Annotated in this window: 16 protein-coding genes; 6 read left to right on the top strand and 10 right to left on the bottom strand. The window is 67.2% G+C overall.

All coding sequences use genetic code 11. The features are described 5' to 3' along the window. Nucleotides 1-131 precede the first annotated feature (131 nt). The 3 genes from ABE483_RS16465 to ABE483_RS16455 all read right to left on the bottom strand — a co-directional run bounded on the left by ABE483_RS16465 (nucleotide 132) and on the right by ABE483_RS16455 (nucleotide 5,565). Nucleotides 132-1,433, bottom strand: coding sequence for an aminotransferase class I/II-fold pyridoxal phosphate-dependent enzyme (locus ABE483_RS16465; RefSeq protein ID WP_313212521.1), 1,302 nt, complete (start codon nucleotides 1,431-1,433; stop codon nucleotides 132-134). A gap of 124 nt (nucleotides 1,434-1,557) precedes the next feature. Then, the gene (clpB, locus tag ABE483_RS16460) at nucleotides 1,558-4,143 is read right to left on the bottom strand and encodes an ATP-dependent chaperone ClpB (protein WP_346482056.1); all 2,586 of its coding nucleotides are present in this window, start codon (nucleotides 4,141-4,143) and stop codon (nucleotides 1,558-1,560) included. A 105-nt stretch (nucleotides 4,144-4,248) separates the two neighbouring features. Further along, on the bottom strand, nucleotides 4,249-5,565 hold the full coding sequence (locus ABE483_RS16455; protein WP_346482055.1) for a retropepsin-like aspartic protease: 1,317 nt from the start codon (nucleotides 5,563-5,565) through the stop codon (nucleotides 4,249-4,251). A 114-nt stretch (nucleotides 5,566-5,679) separates the two neighbouring features. Here ABE483_RS16455 and ABE483_RS16450 point away from each other — a divergent pair, with 114 nt between their 5' ends. Next, nucleotides 5,680-6,390 (top strand): glutathione S-transferase, encoded by a 711-nt coding sequence (locus tag ABE483_RS16450; RefSeq protein WP_346482054.1) that lies wholly within the window; start codon nucleotides 5,680-5,682, stop codon nucleotides 6,388-6,390. 231 nt (nucleotides 6,391-6,621) lie between these two features. Here the strand turns inward: ABE483_RS16450 and ABE483_RS16445 are convergent, their stop codons facing one another. From ABE483_RS16445 to ABE483_RS16430, 4 genes are all read right to left on the bottom strand, one after another. Further along, nucleotides 6,622-8,220: a hypothetical protein gene (locus tag ABE483_RS16445; protein ID WP_313212525.1), complete on the bottom strand. Its 1,599-nt coding sequence runs from the start codon at nucleotides 8,218-8,220 to the stop codon at nucleotides 6,622-6,624. 138 nt (nucleotides 8,221-8,358) lie between these two features. Beyond that, nucleotides 8,359-10,080 carry a thiamine pyrophosphate-dependent enzyme gene (locus ABE483_RS16440; RefSeq protein ID WP_346482053.1) on the bottom strand — a complete coding sequence of 574 codons (1,722 nt, stop codon included), beginning with the start codon at nucleotides 10,078-10,080 and terminating at the stop codon, nucleotides 8,359-8,361. 84 nt (nucleotides 10,081-10,164) lie between these two features. Beyond that, complete coding sequence (locus ABE483_RS16435) at nucleotides 10,165-11,025, bottom strand: SH3 domain-containing protein (protein WP_313219713.1); 861 nt, start codon at nucleotides 11,023-11,025, stop codon at nucleotides 10,165-10,167. 35 nt (nucleotides 11,026-11,060) lie between these two features. Then, nucleotides 11,061-11,543 carry a DUF3574 domain-containing protein gene (locus ABE483_RS16430; protein ID WP_313219712.1) on the bottom strand — a complete coding sequence of 161 codons (483 nt, stop codon included), beginning with the start codon at nucleotides 11,541-11,543 and terminating at the stop codon, nucleotides 11,061-11,063. Between the two features lie 242 nt (nucleotides 11,544-11,785). Between ABE483_RS16430 and ABE483_RS16425 the strand changes: the two genes are divergently transcribed. The 4 genes from ABE483_RS16425 (at nucleotide 11,786) to otsA (ending at nucleotide 18,428) form a co-directional block, all read left to right on the top strand. Continuing rightward, entirely contained in the window at nucleotides 11,786-14,236 is a 2,451-nt protein-coding gene (locus ABE483_RS16425) for a TonB-dependent receptor (RefSeq protein ID WP_346482052.1), read from the top strand. A 204-nt stretch (nucleotides 14,237-14,440) separates the two neighbouring features. Beyond that, a complete protein-coding gene (gene otsB / locus ABE483_RS16420; RefSeq protein ID WP_088433909.1) occupies nucleotides 14,441-15,199 on the top strand; it encodes a trehalose-phosphatase in 759 nt (252 codons plus the stop codon). An 86-nt stretch (nucleotides 15,200-15,285) separates the two neighbouring features. After that, nucleotides 15,286-17,067 carry a glycoside hydrolase family 15 protein gene (locus tag ABE483_RS16415; RefSeq protein WP_346482051.1) on the top strand — a complete coding sequence of 594 codons (1,782 nt, stop codon included), beginning with the start codon at nucleotides 15,286-15,288 and terminating at the stop codon, nucleotides 17,065-17,067. Then, on the top strand, nucleotides 17,064-18,428 hold the full coding sequence (gene otsA / locus ABE483_RS16410) for an alpha,alpha-trehalose-phosphate synthase (UDP-forming) (protein ID WP_313213011.1): 1,365 nt from the start codon (nucleotides 17,064-17,066) through the stop codon (nucleotides 18,426-18,428). The genes ABE483_RS16415 and otsA overlap by 4 nt, the downstream gene beginning before the upstream one ends. An 82-nt stretch (nucleotides 18,429-18,510) precedes the next feature. Here the strand turns inward: otsA and ABE483_RS16405 are convergent, their stop codons facing one another. Genes ABE483_RS16405 through rluD form a run of 3 tightly spaced genes read right to left on the bottom strand, consistent with a single transcriptional unit; the run spans nucleotide 18,511 to nucleotide 20,707 of the window. Further along, complete coding sequence (locus tag ABE483_RS16405; protein ID WP_346464017.1) at nucleotides 18,511-18,936, bottom strand: thiol-disulfide oxidoreductase DCC family protein; 426 nt, start codon at nucleotides 18,934-18,936, stop codon at nucleotides 18,511-18,513. Beyond that, nucleotides 18,933-19,712, bottom strand: a complete 780-nt coding sequence (pgeF, locus tag ABE483_RS16400; RefSeq protein ID WP_346482050.1) for a peptidoglycan editing factor PgeF — start codon at nucleotides 19,710-19,712, stop codon at nucleotides 18,933-18,935. The genes ABE483_RS16405 and pgeF overlap by 4 nt, the downstream gene beginning before the upstream one ends. After that, nucleotides 19,712-20,707, bottom strand: a complete 996-nt coding sequence (rluD, locus tag ABE483_RS16395) for a 23S rRNA pseudouridine(1911/1915/1917) synthase RluD (protein WP_123730367.1) — start codon at nucleotides 20,705-20,707, stop codon at nucleotides 19,712-19,714. The genes pgeF and rluD overlap by 1 nt, the downstream gene beginning before the upstream one ends. A 116-nt stretch (nucleotides 20,708-20,823) precedes the next feature. On the opposite strand from rluD, the gene ABE483_RS16390 reads away from it, so the two are divergent. Further along, nucleotides 20,824-21,708 (top strand): outer membrane protein assembly factor BamD, encoded by an 885-nt coding sequence (locus ABE483_RS16390; protein ID WP_088433876.1) that lies wholly within the window; start codon nucleotides 20,824-20,826, stop codon nucleotides 21,706-21,708. Nucleotides 21,709-21,730: the final 22 nt, after the last annotated feature.

The raw sequence follows: 21,730 nt of genomic DNA, 5'->3' as shown, positions 1-21,730 counted from the left end.
GGGGGGGGGTTTTTTGCGGGCCCCGCCCCCCCCCGGTGGGGGGGGCTCTACCCCCATGCCGGAGAATTCCATGGCGCCATGGCAAGACCCCCACGGCAGCCGGCCCGCGCCGGCCGCCGTGGGGCCTGCCACTACGCCTTGGCCAACGCCTGCTCCAGATCCGCCAGCAGGTCGTCGATGTGCTCGATGCCCACCGACAAACGCACGGTGTCTTCGCTGACCCCCGCCTTCTCCAGTTCGGCCGCATCCAGCTGCCGGTGCGTGGTCGAGGCAGGATGCGTGGCCAGGGATTTGGCATCCCCGAGGTTCACCAGGCGGGTGAACAGCTGCAGTGCATCCAGGAAGCGCGCGCCGGCAGCGCGCCCACCGGGCAGGCCAAAGGTCAGCACGCCGGAGCCGTGGCCGCGCAGGTACTTCTGCACCAGCGCGTGTTCGGGGTGGTCGGGCAGCGCGGCGTAGTTGACCCACGCCACCTTGGCATGGCCCTGCAGGTGCCTGGCAACCGCCAGGGTGTTGGCGTTGATACGGTCCAGCCGCAGTGCCAGCGTCTCGATGCCCTGCAGGATCAGGAAGGAATTGAACGGTGAGATCGCCGCGCCGGTATTGCGCAGCGGAACCACCCGCGCGCGGCCGATGTAGGCGGCGGGCCCGAGTGCGTCGGTGTAGACCACGCCGTGGTAGCTCACGTCCGGCTCGTTCAAGCGGCGGAAGCGCTGCTTGTGCTCCGCCCAGGGGAAGCGCCCGGAATCCACGATCGCCCCGCCCAGGCTGGTGCCATGGCCCCCGAGGTACTTGGTCAGCGAATGCACCACGATATCCGCGCCGAAATCGAACGAGCGCTGCAGGTACGGTGTCGCCACCGTGTTGTCCACGATCAGCGGCACGCCATGCGCATGTGCGATCTTCGCCACCGCTTCGATGTCGGTGATGTTGCCACGCGGGTTGCCGATGGATTCGACGAACACGGCCTTGGTGCGGTCATCGATCAGCGCGCCGAACGCCTGCGGATCGCGGTAGTCGGCAAAGCGCGTGTCGATCCCGAACTGCGGCAGCGTGTGCGCGAACAGGTTGTAGGTGCCACCGTACAGGGCACTGGCCGAGACAATGTTGTCGCCGGCCTCGGCGATGGTCTGGATCGCGTAGGTGATCGCGGCCTGGCCCGAGGCCAGTGCGAGCGCACCGATGCCACCTTCGAGCGCCGCGATGCGCTGCTCCAGCACATCGGTGGTCGGGTTCATGATGCGGGTGTAGATGTTGCCCGGCACCTTCAGATCGAACAGGTCCGCGCCATGCTGGGTGTCATCGAAGGCGTAGGCGACGGTCTGGTAGATCGGCACCGCCACCGCGCGGGTGGTGGGGTCAGGCCGGTAACCGCCATGCACCGCGATGGTCTCCGCGCGCCACTGTGATTCGGGACTGCCGTGTTCGGACATAGCGCATCGTCTCCAGGTGAATGCCGACGATACCGAACAAAAAACCCCCGCCGAAGCGGGGGTTCATGCCAAACATGCATGGTGTGAGGCCCAACGGTTATCAGGCCGCCGGTGCGCGCGGGGCTCAGCCCTTCACGAACACCAGCTTGCCTTCGGCCGCATCGACCCGGATCACATCGCCGTTGAGGAACTCGCCGGAGAGGATCTTCTGCGCCAGCGGGTTCTCCAGCTGCGACTGGATCGCACGCTTGAGCGGGCGGGCGCCGTAGACCGGATCGAAACCGACGTTGCCCAGCAGCTGGAAGGCCCCGTCGCTGACCTCGATACGCAGGCCACGCTCGGCCAGGCGCTTTTCCAGGCCCTGCATCTGGATGCGGGCGATCTGCTTGATCTGCACCTTGTCCAGCGGATGGAACACGACGATGTCGTCCAGGCGGTTGATGAATTCCGGGCGGAAGTGCGCCTGCACCACCCCCATCACCGCCGCCTTCATCTGCGTGTAGGCCTCCGGGCTGTCATCGCTGCTCATGTCCTGGATCTGGTGCGAGCCCAGGTTGGAGGTCATCACGATGACGGTGTTGCGGAAGTCCACCGTGCGGCCCTGGCCATCGGTCAGGCGACCGTCGTCGAGCACCTGCAGCAGGATGTTGAACACATCCGGATGCGCCTTCTCCACTTCGTCCAGCAGGATCAGCGAGTACGGGCGACGGCGCACCGCCTCGGTGAGGTAGCCGCCTTCTTCGTAGCCCACATACCCCGGGGGCGCACCGATCAGGCGCGCGACGCTGTGCTTCTCCATGAACTCGCTCATGTCGATGCGGATCATCGCGTCGCTGCTGTCGAACAGGAATTCGGCCAGCGCCTTGCACAGTTCAGTCTTGCCCACGCCGGTCGGCCCCAGGAACAGGAACGAGCCGCTCGGGCGATCCGGATCGGACAGGCCCGCACGCGAGCGCCGCACCGCATCGGAGACCACCTTGATCGCCTCTTCCTGGCCAACCACGCGGTTGTGCAGCATGTCTTCCATGCGCAGCAGCTTGTCGCGCTCGCCTTCCAGCATGCGATTGACCGGGATGCCGGTCCAACGCGAGACCACTTCGGCGATTTCTTCGGCGGTGACCCGATCCTGCACCAGCTTGAACTCGCTGGTTTCCACTTCCTGCGCGGCCGCGAGCTGCTTCTCCAGCTGCGGCAGCTGCCCGTACTGGATCTCGCTCATGCGGCCGAAATCCTGGCGGCGCTGCGCCGATTCCAGCTCCAGCTTGGCCTGTTCGATCTGTTCCTTGATCCGCGTCGCGCCCTGCAGCGTTGCCTTCTCCGACTTCCAGATTTCGTTGAGGTCGGAGAACTCGCGCTCCAGCGTATCGATGTCGTTTTCAAGATCGGCCAGGCGCTGCCGGGAGGCATCGTCCTTTTCCTTCTTGAGCATTTCACGCTGGATCTTGAGCTGGATCAGGCGCCGTTCCAGGCGGTCCAACTCTTCCGGCTTGGAGTCGATCTCCATGCGGATGCGCGAGGCGGCCTCGTCCATCAGGTCGATGGCCTTGTCGGGCAGCTGGCGGTCGGCGATGTAACGGTGCGAGAGCGTGGCCGCCGCGACGATCGCCGGGTCGGTGATTTCCACGCCATGGTGCACGGCGTACTTTTCCTTCAGCCCGCGCAGGATCGCGATGGTGTCTTCCACGCTCGGCTCGCCGACCAGCACCTTCTGGAAGCGGCGTTCCAGCGCAGCATCCTTTTCGATGTACTTGCGGTATTCGTCCAGGGTGGTCGCACCGACGCAGTGCAGTTCACCGCGCGCGAGCGCCGGCTTGAGCATGTTGCCGGCGTCCATCGCGCCATCGGCCTTGCCCGCACCGACCATGGTGTGCAGCTCGTCGATGAACAGGATCACCTGCCCTTCGCTCTTGGCCAGGTCGTTGAGCACGCCCTTGAGGCGCTCTTCGAACTCACCGCGGAACTTGGCGCCGGCGATCAGCGCGCCCATGTCCAGCGAGAGCACGCGCTTGCCACGCAGGCCTTCGGGCACTTCGTCGTTGATGATGCGCTGGGCCAGGCCTTCCACGATGGCGGTCTTGCCCACGCCGGGTTCGCCGATCAGCACCGGGTTGTTCTTGGTGCGGCGCTGCAGGACCTGGATGGTGCGACGGATTTCCTCATCGCGGCCGATCACCGGATCCAGCTTGCCGCTCTCGGCCCGCGCGGTCAGGTCGATGGTGTACTTCTCCAGCGCCTGGCGCTGGTCTTCGGCGTTTTCCGACTGCACGGTCTCGCCGCCGCGGACCTTGTCGATCGCGGTCTCGATCTTCTTCTTGTCGGCACCGGCGGCGCGCAGCGCCATGCCCAGGGTGCCGCCATCGTCCACCGCAGCCAGCACGAACCACTCGCTGGCGATGAAGGCATCGCCGTGCTGCTGGGCCAGCTTGTCGGTGTTGTTGAGCAGCCGGTTCAGATCGTTGCCGATCGACAGGTTGCCTTCCTGCCCGGAGACCTTGGGCAGGGCCTCCAGGGTTTCATTCAAGCGTTCGCGCAATACCGGCACGTTGACGCCGGCCTGGGCCAGCAGCGGGCGCGTGCTGCCGCCCTGCTGGTCCAGCAGCGCGCTGAACACGTGCACCGGTTCGATGATGTTGTGGTCGCGGCCCACGGCCAACGACTGCGCGTCGGCCAGCGCCTGCTGGAAACGCGAGGTAAGCTTGTCCATCCGCATGTTCTTGTCCTCGATGTAAACGGGGCTGGCCGTGCCAGCACTGTCCCTGAAATGCGGTTACGGGGGCGTGTTTCAAGGGTGGATGAGATGCCGATTCAGGGTTCGTCAGGCCGTCGGTGGACGGGCCAGAAGCGATGGTTCGGCCGGCTGCGGGACCAGGCAGCCGAGCGCGGCGGGCAGGTCCAGTACCACGGTGTAGCCCCCGGTGACGCCGTAGCCGATCCGCCACGACGACGGGAACAGATCCGGTGGCTGGAACGCGATATCCACGGCAATGTCGCTCAACGTATCGGTGACCTGCAGTGGCGTGCTGGCGGGCGCGTACTCGATGTCCTCCGCACCGCGCGTGGTGATCACGTTCCTGCGCTGGATCGCGGCGGCCGGCACCGACGAGCGCGGCGCACCACGCATCTGGAAGGCCCCATGGAAGCCCGTATCGACCAGCATCAGGTTGTTCTCGCGGCCCCGGATCGGAAAGCGGACCTGCTGGAAGGGCCCCCACAGCGATGAGGTGAAGACCGTCCGCCGCGTGCACGCTGCCGGTGTCCGTGCGCCCAGCAGCGTCAGCGTTTCACGCGAGAGGGTGATCCGTCCCAGCGCGCGCAGCACGTCCAGGCCGATCAGGTTGAGCTCGCGCGCCGCCTCGCTGTTGAACGACACATCACGCACCCGCTGCCCACCCACCTCGATATCGATCGGTGCCACCAGGCCAGCCTGCTGGATATCGCCCTCGACGATGCGCGACACCACGAAGCCCTCGGTGACCGCCAGGCCGAGCGACTCGGCCAGCGCGCGGCTGATGTGCGAGCGCGGGGCCCCGGTATCGACGATGAAAGCGGCCTCGTGGGCGACCGGCCTGCCCTCGCGCGTGCCGTGCAGCGTGAGGGTCACCGAGGGCAGCTCATTGCTGAACTGGATCGGCACCGCCACGTCCTGCGCCCGCTCGGCTGCGGGCAGCGCGCTGCGCGGCCATGTGGTGAAGGACGCAAACACCGGCCGGGTGACATCGGGTACTTCATCGCCGGTCCGGAGCATCGGCACGATGGTGCGCTGGTAGTCCTCGCGCACGCGCAGCATCAGGCGCGCCCATCCGGCGATATCACCCTCGATCAGCGCATTGCCCGCGAGGGTGGATTCGCACAGGAACGCCAGCCCCTGCAGCGCGGGCGGTGCATCGCGGGTTTCATCCAGGCACTGGCGTGCGGCACGGTTGGAGGCGGCCAGCTCGCCACGGACACGATGGTAGCCCGCTGCACCGAGGTGCCGGCGCGGGCCGGATGCGCCGCTCATCGCACGCAACGTGGTCAGTTCCGCACGCAGCACCGCATCGCTGTAGCCGAACCCATCGTGCAGTGCCACCGGATCGGCCGCCACCGTGGCGGGCAACACTGCCACGCACATGCCCAGGACCCACTTCCGCATCGCGTACTCCCATCAACATCCCCGCTCGACCCTAGCACGGGAACCACGCTGCGCTCACGCCTGCTTTCGGCAGCACGGGCCATGCTGGAGGCCGGTTCCATACGGAGTGGCGGCATGCATTACGAACTGTATTACTGGACCGGCATCCAGGGCCGCGGCGAGTTCGTGCGGCTGGCGCTGGAGGATGCCGGCGCGGGCTACACCGATATGGCGCGCGTCCATGGCGATGCGGTAATGCAGCCGTACCTGCAGGGCAAGGTTGAAGGCCTGCAGCCATTCGCTCCCCCGTTTCTGCGTACCGGTCGGCAGGTGATCGCCCAGGTCGGCGCGATCCTGGACCACCTGGGCCCGGAACTCGGCCTCGTCCCGGATGCCAGCTCACGGCGGCAGCAGGCACTCCAGCTGCAATTGACCATCGCCGATCTGGTCGCCGAGGTCCACGACACCCACCATCCGATCGCGATGTCGGCGTACTACGAGGATCAGAAGCACGAAGCCAACGCGCGCGCCGCGTCGATGCGCGGCGAGCGCATGCCCAAGTTCCTGGGCTATTTCGAGAACGTGCTCAAGCACAACGGCGGGCGGCACCCGCTGCGGGAGCATTCCTACGTGGATCTCTCCCTGTTCCAGCTGCTGAGCGGGCTGGAGTACATGTTCCCGCGCCGCATGCAGGCGCTGTGGCCGACGCTGCCACACCTGCGTGCATTGAAGGACCGGGTGGAAACCCGGCCCAACATCGCCGCCTATCTCGCCTCCGAACGGCGCCTGGCGTTCAACACCAACGGCATCTTCCGGCACTACCCCGAGCTGGATGGCGAAGCGTGATCCCTCGCCGGCCCGCCTCCACCGGTAGCTCACGACCGTTGCCACCCGGTAGCTCACGACCGTTGCCACCCGGTAGCTCACGACCGTTGGTCGTGAGCGCAGGTTTGGTCGTGAGCCGGTAGTGCCGGCCGCTGGCCGGCTCCGCAGCGGACCGGCCCATTCGGTAGCTCACGACCGTGGGTCGTGAGCGCAAGGAAAAGCAGCCGGCCAGCGGCCGGCACTACCGGGGCGTTACGTCCGCTCCGCAGGCTGCTTCTGCAGCGACAACAGCGCCAGCAACCCGGCCAGCGCCACATAGGCGCCGGTGAACTGCCAGCTGATGATCTTCGGCAGTCCTTCCAACTGCCACGGCAGGTAGATGCCACCGCGCGGGTCCACCGAGTGGATCAGGCCGAACAGCGTCAGCGCCGCAGCCACCAGCAGAAATCCGGAGGCGCGCAGCAGCTTCCCGTCGATCATCGCCACCACCGCCGCGATCCACAGCATCGAGGTGATGATGAAGCCATTGCCCAGGGTGAAGATCACCGCCAGCTCCGGCAGGCCATGCCCGTCCAGGGTGGAGGTCATCGCCGCCAGCTGTTCCGGTGCGATCCAGCCCGGGGCCTTGATCGCCAGCAGGTACGCCACCGAGGGCAGGAAGCCCAGCACCATCGCGCCGGCGTGCTCGCGCGGCGTGGCCTGGAAGGCCTGGGTGGTGATGTCGATCGCCACGTACACGATGATCGGGGCCAGCACGGCCAGCGGCAGCCACTGCACCAGCCCGGAGATCACGCCCAGCATGCCGCCGATGCCGACGAACAGGCCCGTCAGCAGCGTGTAGCCGCTGCGGGCGCCCATGTGCTTGTAGGCCGGCTGGCCGATGTACGGCGTGGTCTGCGCCACACCGCCGCAGAAGCCGGCCACCAGCGTGGCGATGGCTTCCACCAGCAGGATGTCGCGGGTGCGGTAATCGTCACCGGCCGCGCGCGCACTCTCCGAGACGTTGATGCCGCCCACCACCATCAGCAGGCCGAACGGCAGCAGCAGCGGCAGGTAGGTGATCGCGGTCGGCAGGCCGTCGATGAAGCCCAGCGTCGGCCACGGCAGCACCACCTGCGGCGGCACCCACTCGGGCACCTTGAAGCCCGGTGCGCCCAGCCCGGCAAGCCCGAGGCCGTAATACAGGATCGTGCCGAACACGAACGCGACCAGCACGCCGGGGGCGCGGATCGGCAGCGTGCGCTTGGCGATCAGCACGTACAGCAGCAGGCCCAGCGTGACGAAGCCGACGATCGGCGAGCGCAGCGTTTCCAGCAGCGGCAGAAAGCCCATCAGCACGATCGCGATACCGGCGATGGAGCCGAGCAGCGAGGCACGCGGCAGTGCGCGGGTGACCGCTTCGCCGAAGAACGACAGGATCACCTTCAGCACGCCCATGATCACCAGCGAGGCCATGCCCAGCTGCCAGGTGGCGATGGCGGCATCGTGCGGTGCCAAGCCCTGCCCTTTGAAGGCGAGGAAGGCCGGGCCGAGCACCAGCAGCGCCATGCCGATGCTGGTCGGCGCATCCAGGCCGAGCGGCATCGCGGTGACATCGTCACGGCCGGTGCGCGCCGCCAGGCGCCGGGCCATCCAGGTGTAGAGCACGTTGCCGACCAGCACGCCGAAGGCGGTGCCCGGGAACATGCGGCCGAACACCACATCGGCCGGGAACTGGAAGATGCCGACCAGCGCCATCGCGATGAAGCCGAGGATCGACAGATTGTCGACCACCAGGCCGAAGAAGCCGTTGAGATCGCCGGCAACGAACCAGCGGGGGCGTCCGGTGGGGACGGGAGCAGTGGCGGACATGCGCAGGGCGGCCGTGGGGAGGGGTAGCCGATGGTAGGGCCTCCCCGCCCCCAGTAACAGGCGCATGAATGGAACGCCGGGAAACGTCCGCCGATGGAACGCGTCACCGTGCGGTAGTGCCGGCCGCTGGCGTGAGGATCAGGGCTTGTTGAGGAAGTTGTTGGCCAGCAGGTCCCGCACATCCCCGACCCGCCCGCTCAGCAGCGCCTTGGCGGCGTACAGGGCAGTACCGGCCACCTGCTTGGCTTCCACCTGCGGCGGCATCACCAGTTCGGTCGGGCTGGTGTGCACGTCCAGCAGCGCCGGGCCGGGATGGGCCAGGATGTCCTGCACGGCCTGCTCCAGGTCTTCCGAGCGCGTGACCGTGCGCCCGTAGAAGCCGATCACCTCGGCCAGCCGGCCGAAATCGGGGTTCTTCAGGTCGGTGTAGTTGTCCAGCAGGCCTTCGACCTTCTGCTCCAGCTCCACGAAGTTCAGCGAGCTGTTGTTGTAGACCACCACCTTGATCGGCAGGTTTTCCTGCACGGCGGTGAGCAGGTCGCCGAGCAGCATCGCCAGGCCACCATCACCGGACAGCGAGATCACCTGCCGGCCCGGGTAGGCCTTCTGCAGGCCCAGCGCCTGCGGCATCGCGTTGGCCATCGTGCCGTGCAGCAGGCTGGTCAGCGTGCGGCGGCGACCATTGACGCGGATATGGCGCAGGATCCAGACCATCGGCGAGCCGCCGTCAGCGGTGAACAAGGCATCGTCGGCGGCATGCCGGTCGATCAGTGCCGTCAGGTGCTGCGGGTGGATCAGCTCACCCTCGCCCGGCTGCTCTTCCTTGGCCCGCGTGGCCAGCGCCTTTACGCGATGCTCCTGGCATTCGTCCAGGAAGCTGCGGTCCTCGCGCTCGGGCAGCAACGGCAGCAGCGCCTCCAGGGTCGGGCCGATATCGCCCACCACGCCCAGGTTCACCGGGTGACGGCGGCCAAGATGGCTGCCATCGCGATCCACCTGGATCAGCGTGGCCTTGTCCGGGTAGTACTGGCCCCACGCGAAGTCCGCACCGAGCAGCAGCAGCGTGTCGCAGGCCATCAGCGTGTGATACCCGGATTCGATGCCGAAGATGCCGGTCATGCCCATGTTGTACGGGTTGTCGTACTCCACGAAATCCTTCGCGCGCGAGGTATGCGCGATCGGCGCCTTGAGCCGGGCGCCGAGGGCGACCAGCGCATCGTGCGCATGCTCGCAGCCAGCGCCGGCGTAGATGCCGATCCGCTTGCCCTCGCCGATCAGCGCGGCGATGCGCTGCAGTTCGTCGTCCGAGGGGCGCAACACCGGCTGGGTGTAGTGCACCGAGAACGGCACATCGTGCTTGACCTCGGCTTCGCTGATGTCGGCGGGCAGGATGACGACGGCCACACCGCGGCGGCTGATCGCCGCCTGGCAGGCAAGGGTCACTACGCGGCGCGCCTGCTCGGCGCTCTGTACCTGTTCGCAGAACACACTGCAGCTGCCATACACCGCCTTGAAATCGACTTCCTGCGGGAACTCCATACCCAGTTCGGCGGTGACTATCTGGCTGGCGATCAACACCATCGGTGCGCGGTTGCGGTTGGTCTCGAACACGCCGTTGATGAAATGCAGGCCACCGGGGCCGCACGAACCGGCGCAGGCGGTGAGCTGCCCGCTGATCAACGACTCGGCACCGGCGGCAAATGCGGCCACTTCCTCATGCCGCATGTGCACCCACTCGATCTCGCTGTGGTGGATGGCATCGGTGACGTAGTTGAGGGTATCGCCGACGATGCCGTAACAGTGACGGACACCAGCGGCCTGCAGGGTTTCAACCACGATCTCGGCAACGCGCTTGCTCATGACATGCTTCCACGACGAGGGGGAAGGGTCAGCCTAGTCCCGGGCAAGTGACACTCATGTAGGTTTACCCGTGGCAGCGCCCGATCACGGCTGCGTGTTCACCCAGCCCAGCACCGCGCCCCGCGTGGGATTGTCATAACGCACCTGCACCCAGCCATCGCGCTCATCAAGCAGTTCCACGCGGTCATCGCGTACCAGATACCGCTGGGTCGTGGCATCACCGGGCTGGCTGTACAGGGGCAGCCGCGCCACCATCACATGACCGGAAATGCGCCGCAGCGGCGACCCGGCACGCGGCGTCTCCAGACCATCGCCGATGGCGGTCTCCAGCACGTTGCCGTCAGGATCAAAGGTGCTCCAGACCGCCAGCGGACCGCTGTCGGCGGTCTGCTTGATGAACACGTAAGGCTCGAGCACATCGTCGAGCATCAGCAGGCGCTCGGCGCGGTACAGATACAGGCGCGCACCGTCGTAGCGGTACTGGTCCACGTACCACATCGGGCCACCGCGGCAGCTGCTGCTCAGGGTGCGCGTCGTTGCATCCACGGTCAGGCCCATCAGGCCACCGCATTGCGCGCCTTCTGTGGAGATCGGCTCCAATGCGACCAGCTGCTGTCGCGCCGGATCAAAGCGATACACCGCCACCGCTTCGTTGACCATGCCGACCGAGGCACGCGCCACCAGCTCCGGGTGGCCATCGAAATCGACGTCCTCCGCCGACAGGCGCACGTTGCCATCCGCATCGGCCACGCCCGGCAGCACCTGACGCTTGCCCGACGGTGCCAGCACGACAGCGATGCCGCCGCCGTCCTGCAGCGTCGCCTGCGCCTGCACGCCGGCGGCCACCTCCAGCTGAAGCCGGGCTTGGTCGGCATCCTGCGCGTGCGCGCACGTTGCCGCCAGGCCCATCACCACCGCGGCCAGCATCGCATCCCTGTGTTTCATCATCGCTCCGTGCAGCGCCACCGCGGCGCCCTGGCTCAGAACGATACTTCAACCGCCTGCTGTGCCCACAGCACGGACTGGTGCCCGGTGGCCTGCTTCCACGCCAGCCGGATCGCTTCGATATCGGCGCGGCGCTGCGGGGTGTTCTCGTGCAGGACCACCAGCACCTTGGTGCGCAGGCGATTCGGCTCGGGCGCACCGCGGAACAGCCACTGGCCGTAGGCGTCGAACACGGTCAGGCCGTCCGGGAAGCGCGGCGTGACGTCCTTGTCGAGGAAGGCGCGCCACTGCGCGTCACTGATGCCCTCGGTCTGCGGGCGGTCAGCCACGCCGGTTTCTTCGCCCACGCCGAAGTACAGCTCGCTGCGGACCCAGCCGGCGGCGGTATCCGGGCGCGCGGCGTCGCCCTGCAGGGTGGCCGTGGCGGTGGCGGGCGGGGTCGGCTTGGCGGCCGGGGCGGCAGTGGCACAGCCGCTGGTGGCCAGGACCAGGGCAAACAGAATGGCGCGGAACGACATGGACAACTCTCCGGAAACACAGGGACAGGCAGGGGAAGGAGCGTGCCGGACATCCGGGTCCGGCGCAGATCGCCAACGGCTATCTGCTGATAACCACCCCGATGGGACTTGCATCACACAGGGACATCACGCGAAGATAATATATCGCTTCATCCGGATGGATTGGTAGCGCCGGCCATTAGGCGGCAACGCCGGTCCCCCCCTCCCCCGTTCCTCCCCCTCGTCGTTCTGCTGGAGTCCGCATGTCCCGTCCGTCCGCGTCGCGCCTTGGCCTTGCCATCGCGCTCGTCCTCTCCTCCCCCCTGCTGGCCCAGGACGTACTTGCGCAGGACGCGCCGAACACCGCCAAAACGCTGGACACCGTGATCGTCACCGGCACCCGCGCCGTGGACCGGACCGTGCTGGAATCCACCTCGCCGGTGGACGTGCTCACCGCCGAGGACATCCGCAAGGCCGGTGTGGTCAATGGCGAACTGGGCAGCGCGCTGCAGGCGCTGCTGCCCTCGTTCAACTTCCCGCGCCAGTCCAACTCCGGCGGTGCCGACCACATCCGTGCCGCCCAGCTGCGCGGGCTCTCGCCAGACCAGGTGCTGGTGCTGGTCAACGGCAAGCGCCGCCACAGCAGCGCGCTGGTCAACACCGACAGCAAGATCGGCAAGGGCACCACCCCGGTCGACTTCAACGCGATCCCGGTCAGCGCGATCAAGCGCATCGAGGTGCTGCGCGATGGCGCCGGCGCGCTGTATGGCTCGGATGCGGTGGCCGGCGTGATCAACGTGATCCTGGATGACGCTCCGGAAGGTGGCGCGTTCGAAGCCAGCTTCGGCGCCAACCACACCGATCTCAAGCCGATCGACCGCACCCTCACCGATGGCCAGACCAGCTACGCCAGCGCCAAGGTCGGCACCGCGCTGGGTGACAACGGCGGCTTCCTGCGGGTCGGCCTGGAGCTGAAGAATCACGAGGGCACCAACCGCGCCGGCTTCGACCAGATTCCGCCGTGGGACCAGACCCCGACCAACCTGGCCCTGCAGGGCAAGCGCAACTACGTGCTCGGCGATGGCAAGACCAAGGATCTGAACGCCTGGTACAACGCGCAGCTGCCGTTCGGTGAGACCTCCACCTTCTACAGCTTCGCCACCTTCAACCAGCGCGACAGCGAAGGCGCGAACTACTTCCGCTACCCGGACAGCGACGCCAACTGGGCGCAGATCTACCCCAACGGCTACCGCCCGATCTCCGAAGGCGAGAACCGCGACGTGCAGGCCGTGGCCGGCGCGAAGGGCCAGTGGGGCGAGTGGAACTACGACGCGAGCCTGGATTACGGCGTCAACACGTTTACCTACCGCCTGCGCAACTCGCTCAACGCCTCGCTGGGCCCGACCAGCCCGACCCGCTTCAAGACCGGTGATTACCGCAACGAGCTGACGGTGGCGAACTTCGACCTCGGCCGCGTGTTCTCGCAGGGCGACAGCATCACCCACAGCCTGGGCCTGGGCCTGGAAGCGCGCCGCGACCATTACCAAACCCGCCCCGGTGACCCGAGCAGCTATGCTGCCGGCCCGTTCACGGATCGCCCGACCGGCTCGCAGGCCGGTGGCGGCCTGACCCCGCAGGATGCGACCTCGCTGTCGCGCGATGTCGCCAGCGCCTACGCCAGCCTCTCCAGCCAGTTCGGCGAGCATTTCTCCAGCGATCTGGCGGCGCGCTACGAGCACAGCGATGACTTCGGCGGTGAGCTCACCGGCAAGCTCGGTCTGCGCTATGAATTCACCCCGGCCTTCGCGCTGCGCGGTGCGATCTCCAACAACTTCCGTGCCCCGTCGCTGGCGCAGATCGGCTACGAATCCACCTCCACCGGTTACAACGCCGCCGGCCAGCTGGTGCAGGGCCGCGTGCTGTCGGTCAACAATCCGATCGCGCGTGGCCTGGGTGCCACCGATCTGAAGCCGGAGAAGTCGCTCAACACCAGCCTGGGCTTCACCAGCCGCATCGGCGACCACTTCGATGTCTCGCTGGACTTCTTCCAGATCGACATCGATGACCGCATCGCGCTGTCGGAGAGCATCACCGGTGATGCGTTGACCGACTACGTGCAGCAGCAGTTCGGCGTGGCCGGCCTGCAGAGCGCCAGCTTCTTCGTCAACGCCGCCGATACCCGCACCCGCGGTGCGGAACTGGTGAGCAACTGGCGGCAGTCGCTGGGTGGCGGCGAACTGGTGCTGACTGGCACCTATGCCTATACCAAGACCACGCTGAAGAACGTGCTCGCCACGCCGCCGGGCCTGCTCGCGCTGGATCCGGATTACGTGCTGTTCGGCGTGGAAGAAACCAATACGCTGACCGATGCCACCCCGCGCACCCGCGCTGCCCTGGCCGCCAGCTGGGCCGACGATCATTGGTCGTTGACCAGCCGTCTGAGCCGCTATGGCAGCGTGACCCGTGTGTTCAACTTCGGCGATGGCTACATCCCGCGCCAGACCTACGGCGCCGAGTGGCAGCTGGATGCCGAAGTGGAGTACAAGATCACCCCGCAGTGGAGCGTGGCGGTGGGTGGGCAGAACCTGACCGACAATTACTCGGATCTGTCCAACGACGACATCTACTACTTCGGTAACCTGCCGTACGACGTGCTGTCACCGATCGGCAGCAATGGCGCGTATTACTACGGGCGCGTGCGGTATACGTTCTGATGGGGCAGCCGACCAACGGTCGGCTCTACCGGAGGGGTGCAGCCGACCAACGGTCGGCTCTACCGGAGGGGTGCAGCCGACGACGGTCGGCTCTACCTGATGGGTGCAGCCGACCGACGGTCGGCTCTACCGGTGGTGAATGGGGAGGACGCGTGCGTGATGCCATGACCTGGCGATCACATCCACGCTGGCATGTTGGTCAACATGGCCAACGACTTCCCCCAACGTCCGCCGCCGCCGCTGCTGGACGATGCCTGTGCGCTGTTCCTGGACGTGGATGGCACCCTTATCGAATTCGCGGACGACCCCGAGTCGGTCGCGCTGCTGCCCGATGTGCGTGAAGCGATCGGGCGCATCAGCGACCGGCTGGATGGCGCGGTCGCGCTGATCAGCGGGCGCCCTTTGGCGCAACTGGACAAACTTTTCGCCCCCTTGAGCCTGCCTGCGGCCGGCCTGCACGGCCACGAGCTGCGCAACCATGAGCAGCGCGCGCAGAGCAGCGATCCTTCTGCCGATACCAGCGAGTGGCTGCATGCCCTGCACCAGCAGGCGATGCGTTTCGCGCATGGCTATCCCGGCGTACTGGTGGAGGACAAAGGCCGCAGCCTGGCCCTGCACTGGCGCGGTGCCCCGCACGCCGCCAACGACGTGCGCGCCTTCGCCGAACGGCATATCCGTGGCCATGGCGGCTACCGGCTGCAGCCCGGTGACCATGTCATCGAGTTTCTGCCCGAAGGCAGCGACAAGGGCCGTGCGATGCGGCAGCTGATGCTGCAGCCGCCGTTCCGCGATCGCATGCCGGTGTTCGTCGGCGATGACCTCACCGATGAATTCGGCTTCGGCGCGGCCAACGACCTGCATGGCTGGAGCGTGCTGGTCGGTGCGCGCGAGCCCAGCGATGCGGTGTTCGCGCTGCCGACGATACGCAGCGTGCACGCCTGGCTTCGCGAGAATGCCTACTGATGCCTTGACCCCAAGGCCCCCTGACGCCGCGCGCAGGTCTCCCCCACCGGTGTGCCGCCGCGGCATGACACGAGACTTCCTGCATCATGAGCGAACCCGATCTGAATCTGGGCGTGGTCGGCAATGGCAGCTTCGGCGCGCTGATCGACAAGCACGCGCGCGTCGTCTGGAGCTGCCTGCCGACCTTCGACGGCGACCCGACCTTCTGCGCCCTGCTCGGCCCCAATCAACAGGACGGCGGTGACTTCGGCATCGAGCTGGAGGACATGGTCGACAGCGAACAGAGCTACCTGACCAACACCGCCATCCTGCGCACCGTGCTGCGCGACAAGCACGGTGGTGCGTTGGAAATCATCGATTTCGCGCCGCGCTGGCGTCAGAACGACCGCTTCTACCGACCGGTCAGCCTGATCCGCCAGGTGCGGCCGCTGTCCGGCAACCCGCGCATCATCGTGCGCGCGCGTCCACTGGCCGACTGGGGCGCCCGCGTCCCGGATGCCACGTGGGGCAGCAACCACATCCGCTGGGTGCTTCCCGACCACGTGCTGCGCCTGACCACCGATGTGCCGCTGCGTTTCGTCCGCGATGGCCTGCCGTTCGTGCTGAACCACCCGGTGCATCTGGTGCTCGGGGTGGACGAATCGCTCAACCGTTCGCTCAGTGGCTACGTGCAGGAATCCTTCCAGCGCACGCGTGACTATTGGCGCGAATGGGTGCGCTATCTGTCGATCCCGCTGGAGTGGCAGGACGCGGTGATCCGCAGCGCGATCACGCTGAAGCTGTGCCAGTACGAGGACAGCGGCGCCATCATCGCCGCGATGACCACCTCCATTCCGGAAGCACCCGGCAGCATCCGCAACTGGGATTACCGCTACTGCTGGCTGCGCGATGCCGCCTTCGTGGTGCGTACGCTCAACCGTCTCGGTGCGACCCGCACGATGGAGCAGTTCCTCGGCTACATCTTCAACCTGGCCACGGCCGATGGCAGCCTGCAACCGCTGTATGGCATCAGCTTCGAGGCCAAGCTGGAGGAAACCGAAGTCGCGTCGCTCTCCGGCTATCGCGGCATGGGCCCGGTGCGGCGCGGCAACCTGGCCTGGGTGCAGCGCCAGCACGATGTCTACGGCAGCGTGGTGCTCGCCTCCACCCAGCTGTTCTTCGATCGCCGCCTGCAGGACCCGGGCGATGCGCACACCTTCGCGCGGCTGGAGCCGCTCGGCGAGCAGGCCTTCACCCTGCACGATGTGCCCGATGCCGGCCTGTGGGAATTCCGCGGCCGCACCGAAGTGCACACCTACACCAGTGCGATGTGCTGGGCCGCGTGTGACCGCCTGTGCAAGATCGCCGTGCGCTTGAAACTGGATGACCGCGCCACCTATTGGCGCGAGCGCGCCGACATCATCCATGCGCGCATCATGCGCGACTCGTGGAGCGAAGCACTCGGCCACTTCACCGATACCTTCGGCGGCCATCGCCTGGATGCCTCGTTGCTGCTGCTGGCCGATATCGGCTTCATCGACGCCACCGATGCGCGCTTCGTTGCCACGGTCGAGGCGATCGGCCGCGATCTCAAGCACGGCAACGCGCTGTATCGCTACGTCGCGCCGGATGATTTCGGCGAGCCGGAAACCAGCTTCACCATCTGCACGTTCTGGTACATCGATGCGCTCGCCGCGATCGGTCGTCTGGAGGAAGCACGCGAGATGTTCGAGATGCTGCTGGAACGCCGCAATCACCTGGGCCTGCTGTCCGAGGATCTTGCGTTCGACAGCGGCGAGGCCTGGGGCAATTTCCCGCAGACCTATTCGCACGTGGGCCTGATCACCGCCGCCATGCGCCTGTCGCGCAGCTGGCAGGAGGCATCATGAGCCGCCTGGTCGTCGTGTCCAACCGGGTCGCCGTTCCCGGTGAATCCCGCGCCGGCGGCCTGGCAGTCGGCCTGCTGGCCGCGCTCAAGGAGCGTGGCGGCCTGTGGTTCGGCTGGAGCGGGAAATCCACCCGCGACAACAGCGGCACGCTGCACGAGCAGGTGGACGGTGACATCCGCTACGTCACCATGGACCTCAACAAGCGCGACGTGGATGGCTACTACAACGGCTTCGCCAACCGCACGCTGTGGCCGCTGCTGCACTTCCGGCTGGACCTGGTCGACTACGATCGCGCCACGCGCGAAACGTACCGCCGGGTCAACGCGCTGTTCGCCGAGAAACTCGCGCCGCTGCTGCGCGAGGACGACATTGTCTGGATCCACGACTATCACCTGATCCCGCTGGCCTCGCTGCTGCGCGAGCGCGGCATCGGCTGCCGGATCGGCTTCTTCCTGCACGTGCCGATGCCCTCGGCCGATCTGCTGCAGGCGCTGCCGGATCACCTGCGTTTGTTCTCCAGCCTGTACGCCTACGATCTGGTCGGCTTCCAGACCCAGCGCGATGCGGACCGCTTCCAGTCCTACGTGCGCCTGTTCGGTGGTGGCCGCGTGCTGCCTGACGGTGAGCTGGAAGCACCCGGCGGCCGGCGTTTCCGCGCTGCGGCCTTCCCGATCGGTATCGATACCGAATTCATCGCCCGCCAGGCCAAAGCGGGGGCGAACAAACCCGCCGTCAAGGACCTGCGCGGCAGCCTGCGCAATCGTCAGCTGGCGATCGGCGTGGACCGGCTGGACTACTCCAAGGGCCTGCCCGAACGCTTCCAGGGGTTCGAGCGGTATCTGGAGCGTCATCCGGACCAGCACGGCTCGTTGACCTACCTGCAGATCGCCCCGGTCTCGCGCGGGGATGTCACCGAGTACCGCCAGCTGCGCAGCCAGCTCGAACAGATCGCCGGGCACATCAACGGCGGGCATGCCGCACCGGACTGGACCCCGCTGCGCTACGTCAACCAGAACTTCACCCATGCCACGCTGACCGGCTTCTACCGGGCAGCCGCGGTGGGCCTGGTCACGCCGCTGCGCGACGGCATGAACCTGGTCGCCAAGGAGTACGTCGCCTCGCAGGACCCCGAGAACCCGGGCGTGCTGGTGCTGTCACTGCTGGCCGGTGCCGCCGATGAATTGAAGCAGGCGCTGCTGGTCAATCCGCATGACCTGGATGGCGTCGCCGATGCGATCGCCACGGCGGCGACGATGCCGCTGAAAAAGCGCGTGGAGCGCTGGCAGGCGATGATGGAGCACCTGCGCACCTACGACATCAACCATTGGCGGCGGACGTATCTGCAGGCACTGGAAGGGTGATGCCCGCCAGCGGCCGGCACGACGGGGGATGGCGCGAACGTTTACGGTAGTGCCGGCCGCTGGCCGGCAACGCGCCCACCCGTCAGTCCAGGAACCGCGCCGCCTGCTCTGGTGTCGGCAGGAAACACGTGTCGTAACGACCGAACCACCGATACCGGTTGCGCGCCAGCGCGCGATAGGCGCGGTCGCGCAGCCTGCGGGGTAGCCAGCGCAGCACCTGCATCAGACGCCATGCACCGCCCAGGCCGGTCAGCACGCGGAGGATCGCATCGGTGTCCGTCCATGCGCGCCCCTGTTCAAGCAGCAGGAACGACGACGGATCCTCCGGATCCAGCCCGTGCGCCTGCAGCAGGGCGCGTCCGTGCACGCCCTGCATCGCAGCGAAGCGATAGCGGCCACGCGTATCAAAGCGCAGCAGGAACCGCACCCAGCGGTTGCACAGGGCGCAGACGCCGTCGAAGACGATGACCGCGTCGGCCGCGCCACTCACTGTCTGTCCAACGGTCAGGGTGCGATCCACGCCAGGGTCGCCATGCGGCCGGTGCGGCGGTCGCGCCGATGCGAATAGAACCGCTGCGGATCGGCCAGGGTGCAGTACTGCCCGCCGCTGATGTGTACCGGGTCCAACCCTGCCGATTGCAGCCGCCGGCGGGCCAACGCATACAGGTCCACCTTCCAGTGCCCCGGCCGGGTTGCCACGAAGGCCGTGGCAGCGCCTTCATCACGTTCCACGAACGCCTCGAACACGTCCTCGCCGATCTCATACAGCGCGGGCCCGGCCGCGGGGCCCAGCCAGGCCTGCAGCTGGGCGGCCGGGGTCTGCATGGCGGCTACGGTGGCCTCCAGCATGCCGTCGGCCAGCCCACGCCACCCCGCATGGGCGGCCCCGATCTCACCGCCCTCGCGTGCGGCGAAGACCACCGGGAGGCAGTCGGCGGTGAGGATCGCCAATACCACGCCCGCAACCGACGTCACGGCGGCATCGGCGGTGGGTTCAGCCTCCACGCCGATGGCCGTCGGCGGCGCGGTGAAGCGCCGCACGCCGGTGCCATGCACCTGGCGCAGCCAATGCGGCGCCGAGGGCAGGCCCAACCCGGGCACGAGCAGGTCGCGGTTGCGCTGCACCTGCGCCGGGTCATCGCCCTCGGTGGCGTAGCGGTTGCCCATGTTGAACTGGTCGAACGGCGCCACCGAACCGCCCGCGCCGTAGCGCAGGGTGGTCAGCGCATGGACCCCGGTCGGGGCCTGCCAGTCGGCGCGCAGCACGGGCACGGTGGGCTCCATCAGCGACGGTTGCGTTCCTGCTCGGCGAAGCGCTTGCTGTCTTCGCGCAGGGCGTGCAGCAGCGCCTGCATGTCGGCCGGCGGCGGCGCACTGTTGGTGATCTTCTCGCCGGTGATCGGGTGCACGAACTCCAGCGTTTCGGCGTGCAGCGCCTGGCGCTTGAAGCCGCGCAGTTCGGCGACCAGCTCCTCGCTGGCGCCCTTGGGCAGTTTCAGCGCGCCGCCATACAGCTGATCGCCGATGATCGGGTGACGCAGGTGCGCCATGTGCACGCGGATCTGGTGGGTACGGCCGGTTTCCAGGCGGCACTCCAGCGCGGTGTGCGCACGGAAACGCTCGCGCAGGCGGTAATGGGTGATCGCTTCCTTGCCGTCTTCGCGCACGGCCATGCGGATGCGATCGCGCGGGTGGCGGTCGATACCGGCGGTGGCGGTGCCGCCGGAGACCAGCGCACCCACCACCACGGCCAGGTACTGGCGATGCACTTCACGCGCCGAGAGCTGCTCGACCAGCGCGGTCTGCGCCTGGATCGTGCGGGCGATGACCATCACGCCGCTGGTGTCCTTGTCCAGGCGGTGCACGATGCCCGCACGCGGCAGCACCGACAGCGACGGATCGCGGAACAGCAGCGCATTGACCAGGGTGCCGGTCGGGTTGCCCGCGCCGGGGTGGACCACCAGGCCGACCGGCTTGTTGATGACGAAGACATGCTCGTCCTCGTACAGGACCTCCAGCGGGATGTCCTCCGGCTCGGCATGGGTCTGGGTGTCGAGAACGACATGCAGGCTGGCCACCTCGCCGCCGCGCACCGGGTCGCGCCCGCGCACGGTGTCGCCGTCCAGCAGGACGTCGCCGGACTTGATCCACTCGGTCAGCTTGGACCGGGAGAATTCGGGGAACAGCTCGGCCAGGACGGCGTCGAAACGCCGGCCGGCAGCGGTATCGGGCACGATGGCCTGGCGGGGGGAATCGGAATCAGCAGGGGTATCGGACATGGGGGTACACCGCAATAGGGACAATTTTGGGGTCCGGGCGACCAGTTTCAGTCGCGGGACAGGCCACTAGGCTATCATCGACCCTTCGTATTCCAGCCGCGTCCCGCCCTGACCCCATGATCCGACGCTCCGTTATGCTGTCCGCGCCCGTCCGCCTCGCCGCCCTGATGCTGGTGCTGCTCTTCGTCGCCACCGGCTGTCACCGCGGTACCAAGGGCAAGAATCCGGATGAAGGCCTGCCGGTCGAAACGCTCTATGAGAAGAGCCACAAGCTCATGGAAGGGGGGAACTGGAGCGGTGCCGAAGCCAGCTTCCGCCGCCTGGTGGCCCAGTACCCGTATGGCCCGTATACCGAACAGGCCATGATCGAAAGCGCCTACGCGCAGTACAAGGCCGGCAAGCACGATGACGCGGTGTCCAGCGTGGACCGCTTCATCCGTACCTACCCGACCCACCGCAACATCGCCTACATGTACTACCTGCGCGGCCTGGCCAACGGCAACCGCGACACGGTCTTCCTGCGCCGCGTCTGGTCGCTGGACCCGAGCCGCCGTGACCTGTCGAGCCCGCGCCAGGCCTATGCCGATTTCACCATCGTCACCGAGCGCTACCCGAACAGCCGCTACGCCGCCGATGCGCGCCAGCGGATGATCGCCCTGCGCGACGTGTTCGCCCAGTACGAGCTGGACAACGCCCTGTACTACCTGCGCCGCGAGGCGTACGTCTCGGCCGCTGGCCGCGCCAACTTCCTGCTGGAGAACTACCCGCAGAGCGCGTTCCAGTATGACGCCGTGGCCGCCCTGGGCGAGGCCTACACCCACCTGGGCAACAAGACCCTGGCCGACGATGCCCGCCGCGTGCTCGAGCTGAACCAGCCCGACCACCCCTGGCTGCAGGGCAAGTGGCCGAAGTACCCGTGGATGGTCCGCAAGCTGAACCCGTTTGCCGGCGAGAAGTCCGCCAGTACCGGCGAACGCAACGCCACGATGAACCGCAAATAATAGAAAAGGCCCCGAAAGGGGC

Source organism: Stenotrophomonas sp. TWI602, assembly GCF_039674045.1.
In the GTDB taxonomy this organism is placed as follows: domain Bacteria; phylum Pseudomonadota; class Gammaproteobacteria; order Xanthomonadales; family Xanthomonadaceae; genus Stenotrophomonas.
Note: the sequence above shows the minus strand (reverse complement) of the source record. Positions and strands in the feature narration are given on the sequence as shown.

Excerpts from the sequence above, each read along its gene's own strand:
- ABE483_RS16465 (WP_313212521.1), bottom strand. The coding sequence starts at position 1,433 with ATGTCCGAACACGGCAGTCCCGAATCACAGTGGCGCGCGGAGACCATC.
- clpB (WP_346482056.1), bottom strand. The coding sequence starts at position 4,143 with ATGCGGATGGACAAGCTTACCTCGCGTTTCCAGCAGGCGCTGGCCGAC.
- ABE483_RS16455 (WP_346482055.1), bottom strand. The coding sequence starts at position 5,565 with ATGCGGAAGTGGGTCCTGGGCATGTGCGTGGCAGTGTTGCCCGCCACG.
- ABE483_RS16450 (WP_346482054.1), top strand. The coding sequence starts at position 5,680 with ATGCATTACGAACTGTATTACTGGACCGGCATCCAGGGCCGCGGCGAG.
- ABE483_RS16445 (WP_313212525.1), bottom strand. The coding sequence starts at position 8,220 with ATGTCCGCCACTGCTCCCGTCCCCACCGGACGCCCCCGCTGGTTCGTT.
- ABE483_RS16440 (WP_346482053.1), bottom strand. The coding sequence starts at position 10,080 with ATGAGCAAGCGCGTTGCCGAGATCGTGGTTGAAACCCTGCAGGCCGCT.
- ABE483_RS16435 (WP_313219713.1), bottom strand. The coding sequence starts at position 11,025 with ATGAAACACAGGGATGCGATGCTGGCCGCGGTGGTGATGGGCCTGGCG.
- ABE483_RS16430 (WP_313219712.1), bottom strand. The coding sequence starts at position 11,543 with ATGTCGTTCCGCGCCATTCTGTTTGCCCTGGTCCTGGCCACCAGCGGC.
- ABE483_RS16425 (WP_346482052.1), top strand. The coding sequence starts at position 11,786 with ATGTCCCGTCCGTCCGCGTCGCGCCTTGGCCTTGCCATCGCGCTCGTC.
- otsB (WP_088433909.1), top strand. The coding sequence starts at position 14,441 with ATGGCCAACGACTTCCCCCAACGTCCGCCGCCGCCGCTGCTGGACGAT.
- ABE483_RS16415 (WP_346482051.1), top strand. The coding sequence starts at position 15,286 with ATGAGCGAACCCGATCTGAATCTGGGCGTGGTCGGCAATGGCAGCTTC.
- otsA (WP_313213011.1), top strand. The coding sequence starts at position 17,064 with ATGAGCCGCCTGGTCGTCGTGTCCAACCGGGTCGCCGTTCCCGGTGAA.
- pgeF (WP_346482050.1), bottom strand. The coding sequence starts at position 19,712 with ATGGAGCCCACCGTGCCCGTGCTGCGCGCCGACTGGCAGGCCCCGACC.
- rluD (WP_123730367.1), bottom strand. The coding sequence starts at position 20,707 with ATGTCCGATACCCCTGCTGATTCCGATTCCCCCCGCCAGGCCATCGTG.
- ABE483_RS16390 (WP_088433876.1), top strand. The coding sequence starts at position 20,824 with ATGATCCGACGCTCCGTTATGCTGTCCGCGCCCGTCCGCCTCGCCGCC.